The sequence below is a fragment of the Roseivirga sp. AWQ4_251 genome (genome assembly GCF_056158225.1).
The window spans coordinates 33,771-50,290 of the sequence record NZ_JBSWSW010000002.1 but is presented as its reverse complement, the minus strand read 5'-3'; the positions used below and the strand labels follow the sequence as shown (position 1 = coordinate 50,290).

The 16,520-nt window shown below is 39.5% G+C and carries 10 protein-coding genes and 1 pseudogene; all 11 read right to left on the bottom strand.

Features of this window, described 5'->3' with window-relative positions; genetic code table 11:
- Nucleotides 1–3: 3 nt before the first annotated feature.
- Nucleotides 4–1,221, bottom strand: a complete 1,218-nt coding sequence (locus tag ACXACJ_RS14220; RefSeq protein WP_475135129.1) for a sialidase family protein — start codon at nt 1,219–1,221, stop codon at nt 4–6.
- Nucleotides 1,222–1,225: 4 nt separating this feature from the next.
- Nucleotides 1,226–1,735 (bottom strand): TlpA disulfide reductase family protein, encoded by a 510-nt coding sequence (locus ACXACJ_RS14215; RefSeq protein ID WP_475135128.1) that lies wholly within the window; start codon nt 1,733–1,735, stop codon nt 1,226–1,228.
- The gene (locus ACXACJ_RS14210; RefSeq protein WP_475135127.1) at nt 1,735–2,979 is read right to left on the bottom strand and encodes a TolC family protein; all 1,245 of its coding nucleotides are present in this window, start codon (nt 2,977–2,979) and stop codon (nt 1,735–1,737) included. The genes ACXACJ_RS14215 and ACXACJ_RS14210 overlap by 1 nt, the downstream gene beginning before the upstream one ends.
- Nucleotides 2,976–6,714 (bottom strand): annotated as a pseudogene (locus ACXACJ_RS14205) (efflux RND transporter permease subunit). Before ACXACJ_RS14205 ends, ACXACJ_RS14210 begins: the two are co-directional and overlap by 4 nt.
- Before the next feature lie 115 nt (nt 6,715–6,829).
- Nucleotides 6,830–7,249 carry an HYC_CC_PP family protein gene (locus ACXACJ_RS14200; RefSeq protein ID WP_475135126.1) on the bottom strand — a complete coding sequence of 140 codons (420 nt, stop codon included), beginning with the start codon at nt 7,247–7,249 and terminating at the stop codon, nt 6,830–6,832.
- Between the two features lie 75 nt (nt 7,250–7,324).
- Nucleotides 7,325–7,882, bottom strand: coding sequence for an outer membrane beta-barrel protein (locus tag ACXACJ_RS14195; RefSeq protein ID WP_475135125.1), 558 nt, complete (start codon nt 7,880–7,882; stop codon nt 7,325–7,327).
- A 149-nt stretch (nt 7,883–8,031) separates the two neighbouring features.
- A complete protein-coding gene (locus ACXACJ_RS14190; RefSeq protein ID WP_475135124.1) occupies nt 8,032–11,442 on the bottom strand; it encodes an Ig-like domain-containing protein in 3,411 nt (1,136 codons plus the stop codon).
- A gap of 215 nt (nt 11,443–11,657) precedes the next feature.
- Nucleotides 11,658–12,107, bottom strand: coding sequence for a hypothetical protein (locus tag ACXACJ_RS14185; protein ID WP_475135123.1), 450 nt, complete (start codon nt 12,105–12,107; stop codon nt 11,658–11,660).
- 574 nt (nt 12,108–12,681) lie between these two features.
- On the bottom strand, nt 12,682–13,182 hold the full coding sequence (locus ACXACJ_RS14180; protein WP_475135122.1) for a YybH family protein: 501 nt from the start codon (nt 13,180–13,182) through the stop codon (nt 12,682–12,684).
- Nucleotides 13,183–13,401: 219 nt separating this feature from the next.
- Nucleotides 13,402–14,562, bottom strand: a complete 1,161-nt coding sequence (locus tag ACXACJ_RS14175) for a homogentisate 1,2-dioxygenase (protein ID WP_475135121.1) — start codon at nt 14,560–14,562, stop codon at nt 13,402–13,404.
- Nucleotides 14,537–16,183: a S41 family peptidase gene (locus ACXACJ_RS14170; protein WP_475135120.1), complete on the bottom strand. Its 1,647-nt coding sequence runs from the start codon at nt 16,181–16,183 to the stop codon at nt 14,537–14,539. Before ACXACJ_RS14170 ends, ACXACJ_RS14175 begins: the two co-directional genes overlap by 26 nt.
- Nucleotides 16,184–16,520: the final 337 nt, after the last annotated feature.

Sequence of the window (16,520 nt, the reverse complement as noted above, 5' to 3'; positions counted from 1 at the left end):
TTTTTAGAAATTAATCTTTGCTGTTTTTACTTGTTTGGCCTCGCCAACTTCTGTCCAGGCCATATAGATATCATCTCCATTGCTGGTGATTACAGGGAAACCGCTGCTTCTGGCGGCAATGGTTTTGGCTACATTCAGTGTGTTTAACAATTCGCCCGAATTGCTGTAATGGGCCACCATGACCTCTGAAGCGTCTTCGGTAGTTTGCATCCAGCTTACCGCGAAGCTTTCATCGGGTAGCATAGAAATTCCAACTCTTCCATTATTCGATCCTTCCGCTACAATGGTGGGTTCTCCAAAAGAGGCTCCAGCATCACGGCTTATAGCCAATTTTACAGTGGGTGTTCCTCCAGCTGCTGAAAACCAAACCACAGCGACCAAGTCATTTTTGGCGACAACTGAAGGTCCGTTTACAGGACATCCAGCGATATTCCAGTTGTCGTTATGAATGATTTGAGGCCCTGTCCATTCATTATCCACGAGCCTCACAATTGCCATGTCCCGAATTTCATCTTCGGTTCTGTTTCTATAGACTACAATTGGCCCGTTAGAAGTCATAGCAGAAGCTGTTTGGCAGCAATCGCAAACTCTGTGATCCAATTCCCATTCATTTTGAGTTTGGCCTTGAGAATCGAAAATGGCAGCGCGAACAGTCATTGCGCCTCCTGACCCATGTCCGTTTTCAGAGTGCCCTTCCCCGCTTTTGGTAAATCGGCCATCGAGCCAAGCAGCGAAAATCTGATCATTTTTCATGGGCAGCATGCTTACGAAACCATGTTCAGCACTCACTCCATCCGTGTGCGGAATAAATGGTTCGTTCCATGTTTTTCCAGCATCGTTGGATAGCGCCATTTGAATATCATAGTCATAGGTGTCGTTGGTGCGTTTCTGAAGCCAGTGAGCGGCCAAAAGATCACCGTTAGCCATAAACCTTGGAAAGTCTGCCCAGTTTACAAACCAGTTATCACCTTGGCTAATCATCGAAGGATTGGTCCACTTTTCGTTCTCTAACTTTGAGAATAGTAGCTTGGCGTTTTTGTCGCTTTTTTCAATCCAAGAGAGGTATATGTTTCCTTTTCCGTCAGCAAATAAGTTGGGTTCTTCACTGCCAGATTGCGCTGGGCTTTCTATTGAAAGAATAGCAGGTTCTTGTTTTTTAGGACTTTGACAAGCCGTTAAAACCGTCAGCAACAAAGCTAAAATGAGTAATAAGTTTTTCATGCGGTCAAGGTTTTAAATGAGATTTGAAAAGGGCGATACTTTCTTCACTGTCCCATTCTTTCATGCCCATGTGCTGGTAAAGAATTTCTCCTTCTGAATTCACAATAAAGGAAGCTGGGAGCGAATACACGTTGAATTGATCAGGGCTAGTGCCCAATTGAGCGTAAGTGAAGGTGTAGTCGTTTTTGTTGATGAAACCTTCGATTCGACCTTTGTCTTCATCGGAGATGGCCAGAAACATATACCCTTCTTTTTCCAGTTGTTGTTTGGCACGTTCAATGGAAGGCATTTCTTGCAAACAAGGCTTGCACCAAGTAGCCCAAACATTTACAAAAGCCGTTTTTCCTTCCAAATCTTTTGTGGTTATGGGCTCCCCATCCATGGTTTTAAGTTGAAGCTTATCGAAGAAGGAAGTTGCATTGGCCGTTTCTTGTTCCTCATTTTTCTTTTGCGGAGAAGAACAGGATGAAATGAACAGCAATAGCGAAAGAGGTATGATTAAAAATCTTTTCATCAGTTGTTGATTAATGTTGATCCGGTTAAATAATCCTTTTGGAAAACCGCTTTTTGATAAGCGATTTGCGATTGAATTTGAGCCAGTTGCAGCTGCAACAGAAGCTGTTGTGTGGCTAGAATTTCCTCAAATTGTGAGTTGTTTGTACTGTATTCAGAAGTCAATACACGGAGCAAAAGCTCAGTTTTCTTGATCTCTTTCTCGTATAATTCGAGCTCTTTTTCAGCCTTTCCAATTTCGTATTCAGCCATAATCCATTGGTTTGAAAGCTGATCTTTTACCGCTTCTAGCTGATGAGAGTAGCTTTCCTGCATTAGCTCGGCTTCCTTTTTGATAGCTCTGTTCTTCTTTCCGAAAATGGGTAGGCTTAATGAAATGGTTGGCGCGAGAATATCCTTTCCATTGTCGTCAATTCCTGGCATATCACGCTTTTGGATGAAGCCATATTCTAGGCCTAAACCAAACCTTGGCTTACGATAAAGCTCGGCCAAAGCAGTTTGATGTTCTGTCATTGCAAGCTGTTCTTCAACCATTTTAATGTTTGGGTTTTGATTGAAAAGGCTGTCGAGGGTTAAGGTTGAAGCGGTTGGTTTTCTGTCCAAATCAAACTTGAGGCTTTCTCTACCAAAGGTTTGCCTTTTGTTGATCAAAGTGTTGAAGTCGTTCAACAACGGTCTGCGTTTGAGTTCGAGCAATTTGAGTTTGGTTTCAGCTTCATCAATCTTGATCTGAACCCTGACCAAATCGGCTAGCGAAACCAAATTCGATTCGTATTTGGTCTTTGTAATCGGTTCGTAAGATTTTAGCAAATCGAGGTTTACGCGGTAGATTCCGATTTCTTCTTCCAATTCGGCCATAGCCAAAAAGGCATTTCTAACTTGAAGGAAAAGCTGATTCTTCGCGGCTTCAAATTCTTCAAACTTGATTTTTGCTTGGGTGGCAGCCAGCTGTTTTTGAGCGGTTAAAGTACCTTTCCAAGGAAACATTTGGGAAAGAGATGCTTTAAATCGCTGTGTCCCAACTCGGGTTTCAATTGGACTAATAAAATAACCGAAACTAATGGTTGGGTCGGGCAAAGCTCCCTGCTGCTCAACCTTTTCTAGCGCAGCCAAATAGGCCTTGAATTTAGCTTGAAGGCCGGGGTTATTTTCCGCAGCCATCTTCAAAAAGTCGTTTAAATGGTTTTGAGCAGAAACGCCAAAACCCCAAAACACCAACAGAAATGCAATAACTATCTTCTTCATGCGGCTTTGGTTTTTTGAGTGGAACGAACTTGAGCTTCTTTATAAAATGAATACAGAACAGGTACAACAAACAGCGTGATCAAGGCGATGAACATTCCTCCGAAAGAAGGGATTGCCATGGGGATCATAACATCAGAACCTCTTCCTGACGATGTTAAAACTGGCAAAAGAGCAAGCAAGGTGGTTGCAGTCGTCATCAAACAAGGTCTTACCCTTCGCATACCTGCTTCAATTACTTTTTCTCTGATTTCAGCCTTGTTCAGCTGGGTTTGGCCTTCAAAAGATTGGTTGAGGTAGGTGGCAATCAACACACCATCATCTGTAGCAATTCCGAAAAGAGCGATAAATCCAACCCAAACCGCCACACTCAAGTTAATTGGGTGAATTTGGAAAAGGTCGCGCATATTGGTACCAAACAGATTGAAGTCCATAAAACCTTCTCTGCCATAAAGCCAAAGCATAATGAATCGCCACCGCAATGCCTGAGAAAACCATAAGGGTTACAGAAACCGACTTGAATTGGAAATAGAGTATCAAGAAAATCACCACCAAAACCACGGGAATCACAATGGAAAGTCTGGCTTCAGCTCTCAGCTGATTCTGGTAATTGCCGGCAAATGTGTAAGAAACTCCATGCGGAATTTTCAATTCACCGGTTTCAATTTTTTGCTGAATCAAGTCTTGAGCTGCTTCGACTACATCCGTTTCGGCAAATCCATTTTGCTTATCGAAAATCACATAGCCAACCAAAAAGGTGTCCTCACTTTTTATCATTTGAGGGCCTTGGGTGTACTCAATTTTCGCTAATTGCCCCAAAGGAATTTGGCCGTTGTTCGGAGTCGGAATAAGAATATTGTTCAGTGCATCCGGGTCATTCCGCAGTTCCCGAGGATAACGAACCCGAATGGGATAGCGTTCTCGGCCTTCAACAGTGGTGGAAAGTTCCATACCACCGACTGCCACCTGCAAATACTGCTGAACTTGAGCGATGCTTAAGCCATAACGCGCGAGTGCATCGCGATCTAAATCAATTAAAAGATAGGGTTTGCCAACAATTCGCTCGGCAAAAACCGATTGAGATTTTACTGCTGGAATTTGCTTTAGGATATCTTCTAGTTGAATGCCAAAAGCTTCGATTGTAGTTAAATCTGGGCCTTTTACTTTGATTCCCATAGGTGCGCGCATACCGGTTTGAAGCATAATTAGGCGCGTTTCTATAGGTTGAAGTTTTGGCGCAGAAGTTACTCCGGGAAGGGTTGTGGCTTTGATAATTTCATCCCAAATGTCTTGAGGCGAATTGATGCCTTCTCGCCACTGGCGGAAGTAAGAGCCCTTCGGGTCAGGAATTAAATCTCCGTTTTCATCTCTCAAAAACTCACCGTCTTTTTTGGCGAACCTCAGCCTTCTTCCATTTTCATCAGTGATGTATTCACTTTTATAGTTGATCACATTTTCATACATGGAAATAGGAGCAGGGTCTAACGCGCTTTCTGTTCGTCCTAATTTCCCTACAACCGATTCTACTTCAGGGATGGCCGTAACCGCCATGTCCAGCATGCGAAGTACTTCTCTGTTCTGGTCAATTCCCGCATGAGGCATGGAGGTTGGCATTAGTAAATAAGCGCCTTCATCTAGGGCTGGCATAAATTCTTTTCCAATTCCAGGGAAGGTATGAGCAAGACTGGAGTACGGTTTCTTTGCTTTTACGCCTTCACCAAAAACAGAAGGGATAAAGCCGAAAACACGGTCAAAGCCTAGCCAAATTGTGCTTCCTAAGAGCACTACAAAAGCTGGTATTACGAGGAAAGTAATTCGATTTTTAAGGCACCAATTCAGAATGTTTGGATAGAATTTGATGAAGAGATTGAAGCCTCCAAGTGTGACTCCGATGACTATGGCCACAAAAATGAAATTGGTAAATCCGCTTACTTGAACACCTAAGGGCATCCATTCGCAACTCAGCAAAATACAAACCGCCAATAGGGCAATCGCTACATCTGCATGTTTTAGGTACTCTTCAGTTTTGGGAGCGAAGAGTCTCGCCAGATTTGCTCCGCTGATAAGCAGTAAAACAAGCCCAGCTAAGGTGTGTCCCATAGACAGAATAATCAACCCGAAGATGAGAATGGCTGTATTGAGTACGAGTTTTAGCAGCTTGTTTTTCGGTTTGAATCCAAAGAACCAATAAGCGAATGTGGGTAAGAAAATGAGTGCAACAATGATGGCGGCAATCAGTGCAAAGGACTTTGTGTAAGCCAAGGGAGAAAAGAGTTTTCCTTCGGAAGCTTGCAGCGAAAACACTGGAATGAAACTAATAATGGTCGTCATTACCGCGGTAATAATGGCCGCTGAAACCTCTTGACTGGCTATGAGAATCGTTTTCAATAATGAAGATTCTGTCTTATTCTCTAAGTGTTGCGTAATGTTTTCAGTGAGCACAATTGCCACATCTACCATAGTTCCGATAGCGATGGCAATGCCTGATAGCGCAACAATATTGGCGTCAACTCCTAAGTAGCGCATGGCGATGAAGCACATGAGAACGGCAATCGGTAAAAGGCTGGAGATCAGAATTGAAGCCCGAAGGTTGAAGAGCATCACCAAAACCACAACTACAGTGATGATGATTTCCAGGCTTAATGCCTCCTCCAATGTGCCAATGGTTTCTTTGATCAGCTGAGTTCGATCGTAGAAAGGAACAATGGTAAGTTTAGATTGTGTGCCATCTGACAATGTTTTTGAAGGTAGTCCAGCAGAGATTTCTTCAATCTGTGCTTTTACATTGTTGATGACAGCTAAGGGATTAGCTCCGTAGCGTGCCACAACTACACCTCCAACAGCTTCGGCTCCAGACTTGTCTAGTGCGCCTCTTCTTGCTTCTGGACCCAGGTTGACTCTGGCTACATCGCGAACTCGGATTGGCGTATTGCCAGTGGTTTTCACCACCGCATTTTCCAAATCTTCTAAGCTTTTTACATACCCAAGCCCTCTCACCAAATATTCAGCTTGATTGATTTCTAATGTTTTGGCGCCTATGTCTTGGTTCGATTCTTTGACCGCTTTTACAACTTCGCCTAATGAAACACCATAACCTTGAAGTGCATTCGGATCGATATCGATTTGATATTCCTTCACAAATCCACCTACTGAGGCCACTTCAGAAACTCCTTCGGCAGAGGCTAGAGCATAGCGGATGGTGTAATCCTGAACCGAGCGAATTTCTTGTGGATCCCAACCACCTGCTGGATTACCTTTTTCGTCCCTACCTTCAATAGTATACCAAAATATTTGGCCAAGAGCAGTTGCATCTGGGCCTAAAGCAGGTTGAACGCCAGAGGGTAAGAGGCCCTTGGGCAAAGAGTTGAGCTTTTCCAGAATACGACTTCGACTCCAATAAAACTCTACGTCATCGTTGAAAATGATATAGATAGAAGATACTCCGAAAATTGAGGAACTGCGGATGGTTTTTACTCCAGGAATCCCTAATAAAGAGGAGGTGAGCGGATAAGTGATTTGATCATCCACATCTTGAGGAGATCTGCCAGCCCATTCGGTGAAAACGATTTGTTGATTTTCGCCAATATCGGGAATGGCATCTACTGGTACAGGGTCTTTAGGCAAGCCTAAATCCCATTGAAATGGAGCGGTTACTAAACCCCAAGTGATTAATCCCACCAAAAGGATGAAGGTGACTAATCGGTTTTCAAGAAAGAATTGTATAAGTCGGTTAACCATTAAAATTACTGTTACAATCAAAAAAATAGATGAACCCAGCTGATGGGTTTAGATCAGTGATGTACAGTAATTTAGAAATGGAATAAAGGAATTACAATCTAAATCAATTCACTGATCAGGATTGTAAAGCAGAAGGGATTTTAAGGGAATGAAATTGAATATAGAATTCTGGAGAACCAATATCGGGCGGCCCAGTATTCTTTATTTCAACTTGATCTTCTTGACAGATTAAAGGGGAAGTGAAATCCTGAAAAGGAATTTCATATAAGAAATGAAAAGCTGCAAATGGGGCTGTCGATTGAGCAACTTGTTGCTGATCGTCTTCAATTTTCTTTAAAGACCATTCATCATCACAACAGTTCATCATGTCTTTGTGCATTTCGCGCGACATGTTGCATTGCTTTTCCACCTTTTGAAAAATGGCCGTTTCTTTTACCCGACCCATACAAACATGCTGTCCGAACAGAATACCTGTACTTGTAAGTAGGTAAAGTGCGGTGAACAATATGGTTGTAATTCTTTTCAACTCTGGCAAATATACGGAAGTTTTAAAAATGGGTTTGGTAAAAAACAGCGAAGGTGCTCAATAGACACCTTCGCTGTTAAAATATTATTTTATGTAATAACTAAAGCCTAGCGTGACGCTGGTTAAGTTCATGTTCAGGCCATAGTTTTTAATGGTGCTTTCGTTACCGTTCAACTTCTCTTTTTGATTGCTGTAATATAAAGAACCGAAATTCATTTCTGCTGCAAATTTTGGTGAAAAGAAATAGGTCATTCCTGGAGCAATTCCCAAGTCTATGGAATTAATGTCAGATCCAATGGATTTATGTTTGCCTGTTCCAAATGTTAATGAGGGTTGAAGGTAAAGGTAAAATTGATCGGAAATTATTTTGTGAAACCTTGAATAAACCCCAAAAGTGAACATATTCACTTTTGAAGAATTAGCATCTGTGTGCTGATAGCCGACAGTAAGTCCTAAACTTGTTAAATCAGATACGAAAAGGCCTGCTCTTGGCTGAACGGAGAAATATGACCTCTCATAGCTGGAAGCCTCCTGCTTAGTGAACCCGAGAGATCCTCCCAATTGAACATCTCCTTTTTGAATTTGGGCAAAGCCAATAGAGCTTACTAAAAGGAATGCTGACATGTAAATCAGTTTTTTCATGATAGATATTTTTGAGTTAATAAATGTGATTCTTCTATTAGACTCTTTAAGGTATCTATCGACCTAATGTTTTAGGTGAATGGAGAAATAATTATTTACATGGATTAAATGTAATTTAAGTAATCTTGTTTGTTGAGATTTAAACTTATTCAATGAGGGTTTTCTTCTTGAGTGATTAAGGCTTTTCCTGAAAAAGTAAAGTTGTCTCCTTGGATTTTAACTAAGTAAACCCCTTTTTTTAAATTTTGTATGGGGATTTCGGAAACATTCGAATCTATACTCCCTTCATATACAATCACTCCTTGAGAACTTATCAACTTAACGATCGCAGGTGTAGTGCCTAACTTTGGAATATTAACAAAAAGGTTGGTTGTACTAGGGTTGGGATAGATATGAATTCCATTTTCTTCAGCTTCTTTGATGTCTTCAATACTGCTGTGATTACTTTCTCCACTTGATGGTAGTTCATCCGTATTGAAAGTCCAAATTGTTGGAGAATCAATGCCTTCAAAAAGATTGCCTTCTATATCAATCAATGTTCCAGGCCTGATATACATGTAGTAACTTTTGTTAATAGTTAATGAAGAAAACTGCACATTTACTGTTGCTCCATCAATCGTCACTTCCTTTCTGTCTACTGAACGCCCTGTTACATTGTTGCCTGTTATTGCATCTCTAATTATAAATGCTCCATTCTCTCCTTTGAATACATTTCTGTCAAAAGTCATGGAGAACAAGAAGTTATCAACTGAAGAGGTGCCATTCTCCGGTGTCTTATTAACAATATGAAGTGCTCCTGGGGTACTGAATGCCCAATCGGAGGAATTGTTGATGCCCACAAAGGTTAAATCATTTATGCCTTCAATGGCTGTGTTGTCAATAGTGACGTAAAGAGATTTGTTTAGGGGAATGTGGCCTTTGAATGGGATTATGAGCTTTTTCTGGTCAAAAACCAATTGGGGGTCAGTAATGTCATATTCAAAGATTTCGTTATCATCCTCAGAGTCAAAAACTTTAATTTTGCCCTTTCCTACGGAAATGAACTTATTGAAAGTGATGGTCAGTGAGTCTCCAATATATATGAGGCTATTGTTTTCTGGATAGGTCTCAGCAATGCTTAAAGGAATGCTATTGTCGAAAGAGAGGGTGTTTTTGTTCAATATTCCAGCGAAGTAATGATCGTTTTCGTCTCTGAATGCAGTAGATGGAATAAGCATATAAAATTGGCCATCCAAAGGAAGTCCTTCTTGAACTGAAATGCTCACCTTGTTTCCGTTAACGGAAACAAGGTCATTATTTACTCCTGCACTAAAAATCTTATCGTCATTACTGGCTGCATTTATCGAAATTGTTCCATAGCCTCTTTCAACTATCTCATCAAAGATTAATTCCACCAAATTTCCTGACTGACTAGAGGTTGCTCCTTTAAGTGTTGCACTTGAAAGTAAAGGGAGTTTGTCAGTTTTAAATCTCCAGATCTCTGAGTTTGCAATTCCTTCAAAATAATATCCATGATTATCAATAAAAGCTTCTGAAGATATAGAGACGAAGTATTCTCGGTTTAAGGGTAGAGTATTGGTAAGTTCAATTTGAATTACGGCTTGATCCACCTGAACTTTGTTACTGAGCGTAGAGATTTGTTCGTAAACTTCGCCTGTGTAAAAATCGGAAACAGTAATTTCCCCATAGGTAGCCTCATCTTTTGTTATGTTTTCACTCAAGGTTAGGCTTAGATTCTGACCTGTAAAATTGATACTGTGATTGGCAGGAGAAGTTTCCACAATATAGGGAGCTAAATCACTTGTAAACGTCCAGTCTTCAGGGGTTGAAATTCCCGAAAGGCCATTCCCTTGCTCATCTAATAGTGCTCTTTCAGAAACTATAATGTAGTAGTCAGTTCCTGGTTCTAGTTTTTCAAAAGTAAGAGTAACTACATTGTTAGTAATGTTTAGCTTATTTTTATTCTGGTAAGAAATAGAAGATACAATACGGTCGTCAGATTTTCTCTTGATCAGAAAACCTCCATTTTCTCCTCTATATACATTCCTATTAAAAGTCATTGTGAAAGTGAAGTTGTAAACTCCCGTAGCTCCAATTTCTGGTGTTCTTGAAACTACTTTGAGGTCTTCAGGAGTGCTAAATGCCCAGTCTGTCTTATTGTTAAATCCATCAAAAGGTTTTGCATTGATATCCCGAATGGCAATTTCATTAGTTTTAACATATAGATTTTTGTTCAGGGGAGTGTCTCCAGGAAAGGGGATTATAATTTGATTTTGCTCGAATAAAATCTTTGCATCGGTAATGTCATATTTAAAAATCTCTTGATCGTTCGAAGCGTCCATTACTTGTACAAACCCACTGCCGGGTCTTATAAATTTATTAAAAGTTACTTTTAATGAATCGCCCAGGCCTATTTCCGTATTGTTTTGAGGACTAGTCGAAGTGACTTCTAAGCCTAAGCTTTTAGAAAAATTAAGAATAGTTTTATCATTAACACCTGCGAAAAAGTTGTTGTTTAAATCTCTAAAAGCAGTTGAGGGTATGGTTATATAAAATTCTTGATCTAAAGGTAGGTTTACTGAATTTCTAATTCTTACCCGGTTTTCTTGAATGGTTATGAGATTACTTCTTACACCAGTTTCAAAGAGTACAGCGTCATCTATGTTGCTCTTTATATAAATTGTTCCGTAGCCTTTGGTCACGGGTTCGTTAAAAACTAAAGCAATAGATTTTGCTGAAGTAAATTCGTTGCCGCTATTTAATGCTGTGTAAGTTAAAAAAGGAGCTTGATCTGTCTTGAAATTCAAAATACTAGATTCTTCGACACCATTAAAGTAGTAACCGTTTGTGTCAATAAAGGCCTCAGGCGAAACGGTAATAAAGTACTTTTTATTTAAAGGAAGGGGGGAGTCAATTCTAAAACTGACTTTGTTGTCAGTAACTTTTACCTTGTTATTCAATACATTTAGCTGATAGATAACCTCCTGTGAATAGAAATCTAGAATTGAAATAAATTTGTTTCGATTTGAGGCTTTGATAATGTTTTCATTAAACGTTAGGGTAAAGTCTGAACTGCTAAATTCTGAACTGTTATTTTCTGGTGAGGCTTCGATAAGATATGGGGCTGTATCACTAGTGAAGTTCCATTCTACAGAAGATGAAATTCCGGCAAACTTATTTTTTGCGTTGTCAACTAAAGTCCCTTCAGGTATTATTATATAATAATTCTCTCCAGGGTCTTGTCGTTCAAAGTCAATCTGAACTACGTTATCGTTTATATGTATTCTTCGGGTATTAATAATGGAAATGGAGGAGACCGTACTATTGTCAGAAGCTTTTTTCATTAAAAATCCGCCATGAGGTCCTCTAAAGACATTTTTGTCAAAAGTCAATGTGAAGCTGAAATCATCTATACCCGTAGCATTGTCTATAGGAAAGTAAGAGGTGACTATTGGAGAAGAAGTGCCCTTAATCAGCTTTAATGAACCTGAGTTAGAAGAGTTACCCAATAACGATAGGGAGATAAATCCTAGAAAAAAATATGACAGGATAAGCTTCATTAAAAAATGTGTTTTTGAAAGGAGCATAGGGTATTTTGTTAAGCTTCAATGTATTAACTGGTTGTAGTTAATATCTATAAATCGCTCAAATCTAAAGAAAAAGCTTCTATTAAAATGATTGACAAATCATTTTAATAGAAGCTTTTAAAAGTAGTTAAACAATCTGCGTCTCTTCTTTTTACCTTTTGTTAGTAGAACCTGAGTAACAAGGTGTTCTAATTACCTCCTTTTATAATTTCAATTTCCTTCTTCAGCATTAGGGACATTGCTTTAAGCTCTTGATTTTCTTTTTTAAGATCTGTCACTTGGATTTTTAGTTTTTGATTCTCTTCATTTTCATTAAGCAAATAGAGAGTCAGTTCCTCAACCTTTTGTAAGAGGGTGGCATCCATCTGCCCGAGATCCAGCCCATTTTCCTCTACTTCTTTAGCTGAAGGAACCTCTGGCAAGTGTTGGTTTTCTTTAATGAACAATTCAAGTTCTTCAAGACTTCTCAGTTTATAATTGGTAGAGAAAACAAAGTCTGGCCAACCTCCGAGTGAAGTACTAACTTTAACTTTTTTGGATTCTACATTGCCTTGAAAAATGGCATTGCCGTTGACTTCTAGCAATTGTTGAGGATTAGAAACACCTATGCCCAATTTTCCGGAATGGGTTAGTCTCATACCTTCATAAAATGGTACTGGACCATCTGTCCCCTTAGTGAAAAAGGCTTAACTGACATGGTCAGGATCCGAATGTTCTTGAGTTGCAGCTATATGAGGCTCGTCTTCTACTTCCAACCAGCCATGTGAATGAACCAAAATATCCTCCTTTACCAGGCATAGATATAGGTTTCAACAGTAGGAAATCTTGGTAGCTACTAGTCATCTGAGTGTCGAAAACTCTGGAACTTACCAAATGTAATTAGCCATTGGTGAAGATTCTCCAATGCCTACATTCCCGCCAGAATAGTAAATATTAGATCCGCTAGTAGATCAAGTTTGAGCTTTGGAGTTTACCCAAAATGAAAGGAGACAAAGAAATAGAATGACTTTTTTCAAGATTGATGGATTGTTAAAGTATTGATTTAAAAAATGTAAAGATTGAATCTTTCATAGAGACGAATCTAGGAAATCAATTCTTATCAATTGCCATATAATATTTATTAATCGTTATTTCTCTTAAATGAATATTTTATATAAATATAGCGATAGAGTGCTCTTGTAAGTCACTTTAGTGATTTATAAGGTAAGACTGTTATCTCAAAACGTTTCCATTTCTAAAATTTTCTTCCCCAATAGATTGATTTTCATTGGAATCAGAGTCTAAATAGATTTTCCATGTACCGTTTTCTTTGTGGAGGGTTACGTTGAATTTTCTGTAAAAAGTTTGACTTTCAAATTGGCTGTACCGCGTCAGTTTGTAGATGCCAATCTCATACGCCCATTCTCCTTTTTGAATTCTTTTGAGAAAGCTGAACTCAATTTTCTGCTTCACGCGCGAAGCAATCCATCGGTTGAATAGAGTTAGGTTGGCATCCTTATATTCTTTACCTATTAACATTGTACCCTCATCGGCTGGCACACGAATTACATCTTCAGTATGGATTTGGTTGAACAATCCTGCGTTCAAATCTTGATACGCTTGCATAAAGTTGTACCAAACATCGCGGTTGATTGCCTTTTGTTCGGAAGTGTTTTGTGCTGATAAATGAAAAATGGACAGCAATAGAAATGCTGCATAGAAGAATTTACGCATGTGTTTTTAATGACCTTTCGCATCGTAAACGGATGATTTTACTAGATCGTGTGAAGAACTGGAGATTCTTCTGAAGGAAAGAATGGAGAAATACTCTCTTTAAAAAGTTAAAGCTGTTTCAAAGTGTTGGGCCATAAAATAACTCAGTTGGTTTGGAGTTGAGACCCTGAAACGAGTTCAGGGTGACAATGCCCTATACTTTGAGACAGCTTTTGTAAATCACTCCGTCCAGCTCATGGGATATTTCTCGTCTACAAATTCTAGCGCTTCTTCGGTAAGGTAAAGAGGCCCGAAAGTGTCGAGCATAACGGCCAATTCTTCAGTTTCTTTAGCGCCAATGCTTTTCTCTACGGTGCCCGGATGTGGGCCGTGAGGTAAACCTCCCGGATGTAAAGTGAAAGAACCTCTGTCAATTCCTTTTCTGCTCATGAAATTTCCTTCCACATAATAAAGCACTTCATCTGAATCGATATTGGAGTGATTGTATGGGGCTGGAATGGCCAAAGGATGATAGTCAAAAAGCCTAGGAACGAAGGAGCAAATCACATAACCTCTGGCCTGAAAAGTTTGATGTACCGGAGGTGGTTGATGAATTCGGCCTGTAATGGGTTCAAAATCATGAATCGAGAGTGCATAAGGAAAAAGAAAACCATCCCAGCCGACTAAGTCAAATGGGCTATGTTCGTAAACATAATTGTGGAGATGATTATGCTTTTTAATCTTCACCAAATATTCGCCCTTCTCTTCTTCAGTAATTAGTTCGTGAGGTGGACGAATATCTCTTTCACAATAAGGCGAATGCTCTAGAAGTTGGCCCAATTCGTTTCGGTATCTTTTAACCGTTTCAACTGGCGAATTAGATTCAATTACTAAAATTCTGGCGGGTTGGTCGCTCCATTCGATTTTGAAAATGGTGGTTCGTGGAATTACAACATAATCGCCCGATTTAATGTCTAAAGTGCCGAACTGAGAATGCAGTTTCCCTTCTCCATCATGGATGTAAAGCACTTCATCTGCTTCGGCATTTTTGTAATAATAATCCATGCTCAGCTTTTCAGCATGCAGCAAACCGAAGGTGACGTCATTGTTGGTGAAGAGCATTTTTCTTCCCTTCAAAAAATCATTGCCAGTGTACCCGATTTTTGAAGTATTCAGGTGAGTTTGTTGCAAAGGATAATCCTTCACCATTTTCACTCCGAATGGTTCGGGTTTCTTTAATTCTTTGATTTGGGTTGGAGGATAAATGTGGTACAAATTGGAATAGATACCAGAAAAACCCCTCGAACTCACTAATTCTTCTTTATACAAAGAACCATCAGGTTGACGAAACTGAGTATGCCTTTTGGGCGGTATTTTACCGAGTTTGTAATAGTATGCCATTGGATTTATTTAAAAGTTTGTTCGGGTTTTTAAATAGTTCCAGCGCTTGAACATAAACCTCGTTTGTTTCATTGTAAATCTGATAGAAAGCGTTGTCATCATAGATGTCTCTGGCCAATTGAGCTTTTACCAAAATGGCCAAAAAGTGCTTCGACTTTCTGTATTCTTTTTCTCTAAATGCAACTCCGTTTTTCTTTCCATTTTCAATCACCTGATTCAACATTTCGTCAGTAACCTTAAAATCTCTGTTGAATTTCTCAAAGTCCCATTCTGAAAGTGATTCGTGATTGTCTCTGTAATCTAAAGTGAATTCTTTTACCGAATTACTAGTGAATAATCGGTTTACGTAAGTAGTGGTGAAAGAAGTGTCCAGAGGCACAAAGTAATCGGGCATAATTCCACCACCGCCATAAACGGTTCTTCCTCCGCTAGTTTCGTAGGCCAAATCTTTATCGAAATGAACGCTGTCTTGAGAGAACAATTCTCCTGAAACATATCGGTGGTAATAATCCGAAGCATAAGCTTCTTCACCGTCATCGTAAGGTTTTTGGATAGAACGGCCACTAGGCGTATAATATCGGGCAATGGTCATTCTTAATTCTGAACCATCCTTTAAATCGAAAGGCAACTGAACAAGTCCTTTACCGAAAGATCTACGGCCAATAATCAACGCACGGTCGTTGTCTTGAAGCGCACCTGCCACAATTTCCGAAGCAGAAGCACTGCCTTCATTGATCAAAACGGCTACTGCACCTTCTTCGAAAATGCCTCGTTCTGTAGCGCGGGCTTCAGAATCATATTTATTTCCGTGGCCTTTTTGGCTTACAATAAGTTTTCCGTCTGAAAGCATTTCATCACAAATATTGATGGCAGCGCTCATGTATCCTCCAGAGTTGTTCTGAAGATCGAGAATGAGCTTAGACATGCCTTTTTCTTTCAGGTTTTCCAGGGCAGATTTAAATTCAGCGTAAGTGTTTTCGGCAAATTTGTTCACTTTGATATAGCCAGTTTCATCATCTACCATATAGCTGGCGTCTACCGAGTATTGAGGAATTGCGTTTCTTTCTAGCTCAAAATCAAGTAAGTCGTCTTCTCCTTTTCTGAAAACTGAAATCTTTACTTCCGTACCTCTTGGGCCTCTGAGTAAATCAAAAACCTCACGATCTTTAATGCCTACACCAGCAATGTCTTGCCCATCTACTTTAATGATTTTATCACCTGCTAAAATGCCTGCTTTTTCCGATGGGCCGCCTGCCAAAGGTGTCACCACATATAAAGTATCGCGCAGAATATTGAATTGAACCCCAATGCCATCAAAACTAGCTTTGAGCTGGCTTTCAGTAAGTTCTCTGTCTCTAGGAGGAATATATATAGTGTGTGGATCAAGTTTGTCCAACATCTGGCTGATCGATTCTTCCAGCAATTCTTCTGTGTCAACTGAGTCTACATAATCATTTTCAATGTAGTCAATCAGTTGTCTAAATTTTTGAATAGATGCTTGGTATTTGCTGTCTCGCTTTGGTTTTGCAAAGGAGGTTCCTATCCAAATGCCAAATAAAACCGCTATAGAAAGTAATATGGGAAGTCTAATCTGTTTCTTCGTATTCTCTGTTTCGCTCACGTTCCTTCTCTATTTTTTTTGAATTGGGTAAAAATAACGTGAATTCAGAATAACAGGCTAGCAAATTGATTTTAAAGTTAAAATCAGAAAGTTATGGCCAATCTTATTTTGAATTCACGTTAAATTAATGATTTCGTGCAAACATAAACCTTGTAAGCACTTTAGTATCATAGAAACGAAATGTCTGGATTTGTGTTTAGCATTTATGTTAAAGCTTTACTAGGGCAAAATGCTGTTCCGTTTATGGAAAAAAAGCAGCCGAAAACGGTTTAAACTTAAATTCTAGTGATTCAGAGCAGCATTGGAATACCAAAATTATTATTTTAGCAGAATAGTC

Bases quoted from the DNA above. Each gene is read 5' to 3' on its own strand.
- ACXACJ_RS14210 (WP_475135127.1), bottom strand. From the start codon at position 2,979: ATGAAGAAGATAGTTATTGCATTTCTGTTGGTGTTTTGGGGTTTTGGC.
- ACXACJ_RS14190 (WP_475135124.1), bottom strand. From the start codon at position 11,442: ATGAAGCTTATCCTGTCATATTTTTTTCTAGGATTTATCTCCCTATCG.
- ACXACJ_RS14195 (WP_475135125.1), bottom strand. From the start codon at position 7,882: ATGAAAAAACTGATTTACATGTCAGCATTCCTTTTAGTAAGCTCTATT.
- ACXACJ_RS14185 (WP_475135123.1), bottom strand. From the start codon at position 12,107: ATGAGACTAACCCATTCCGGAAAATTGGGCATAGGTGTTTCTAATCCT.
- ACXACJ_RS14180 (WP_475135122.1), bottom strand. From the start codon at position 13,182: ATGCGTAAATTCTTCTATGCAGCATTTCTATTGCTGTCCATTTTTCAT.
- ACXACJ_RS14175 (WP_475135121.1), bottom strand. From the start codon at position 14,562: ATGGCATACTATTACAAACTCGGTAAAATACCGCCCAAAAGGCATACT.
- ACXACJ_RS14215 (WP_475135128.1), bottom strand. From the start codon at position 1,735: ATGAAAAGATTTTTAATCATACCTCTTTCGCTATTGCTGTTCATTTCA.
- ACXACJ_RS14220 (WP_475135129.1), bottom strand. From the start codon at position 1,221: ATGAAAAACTTATTACTCATTTTAGCTTTGTTGCTGACGGTTTTAACG.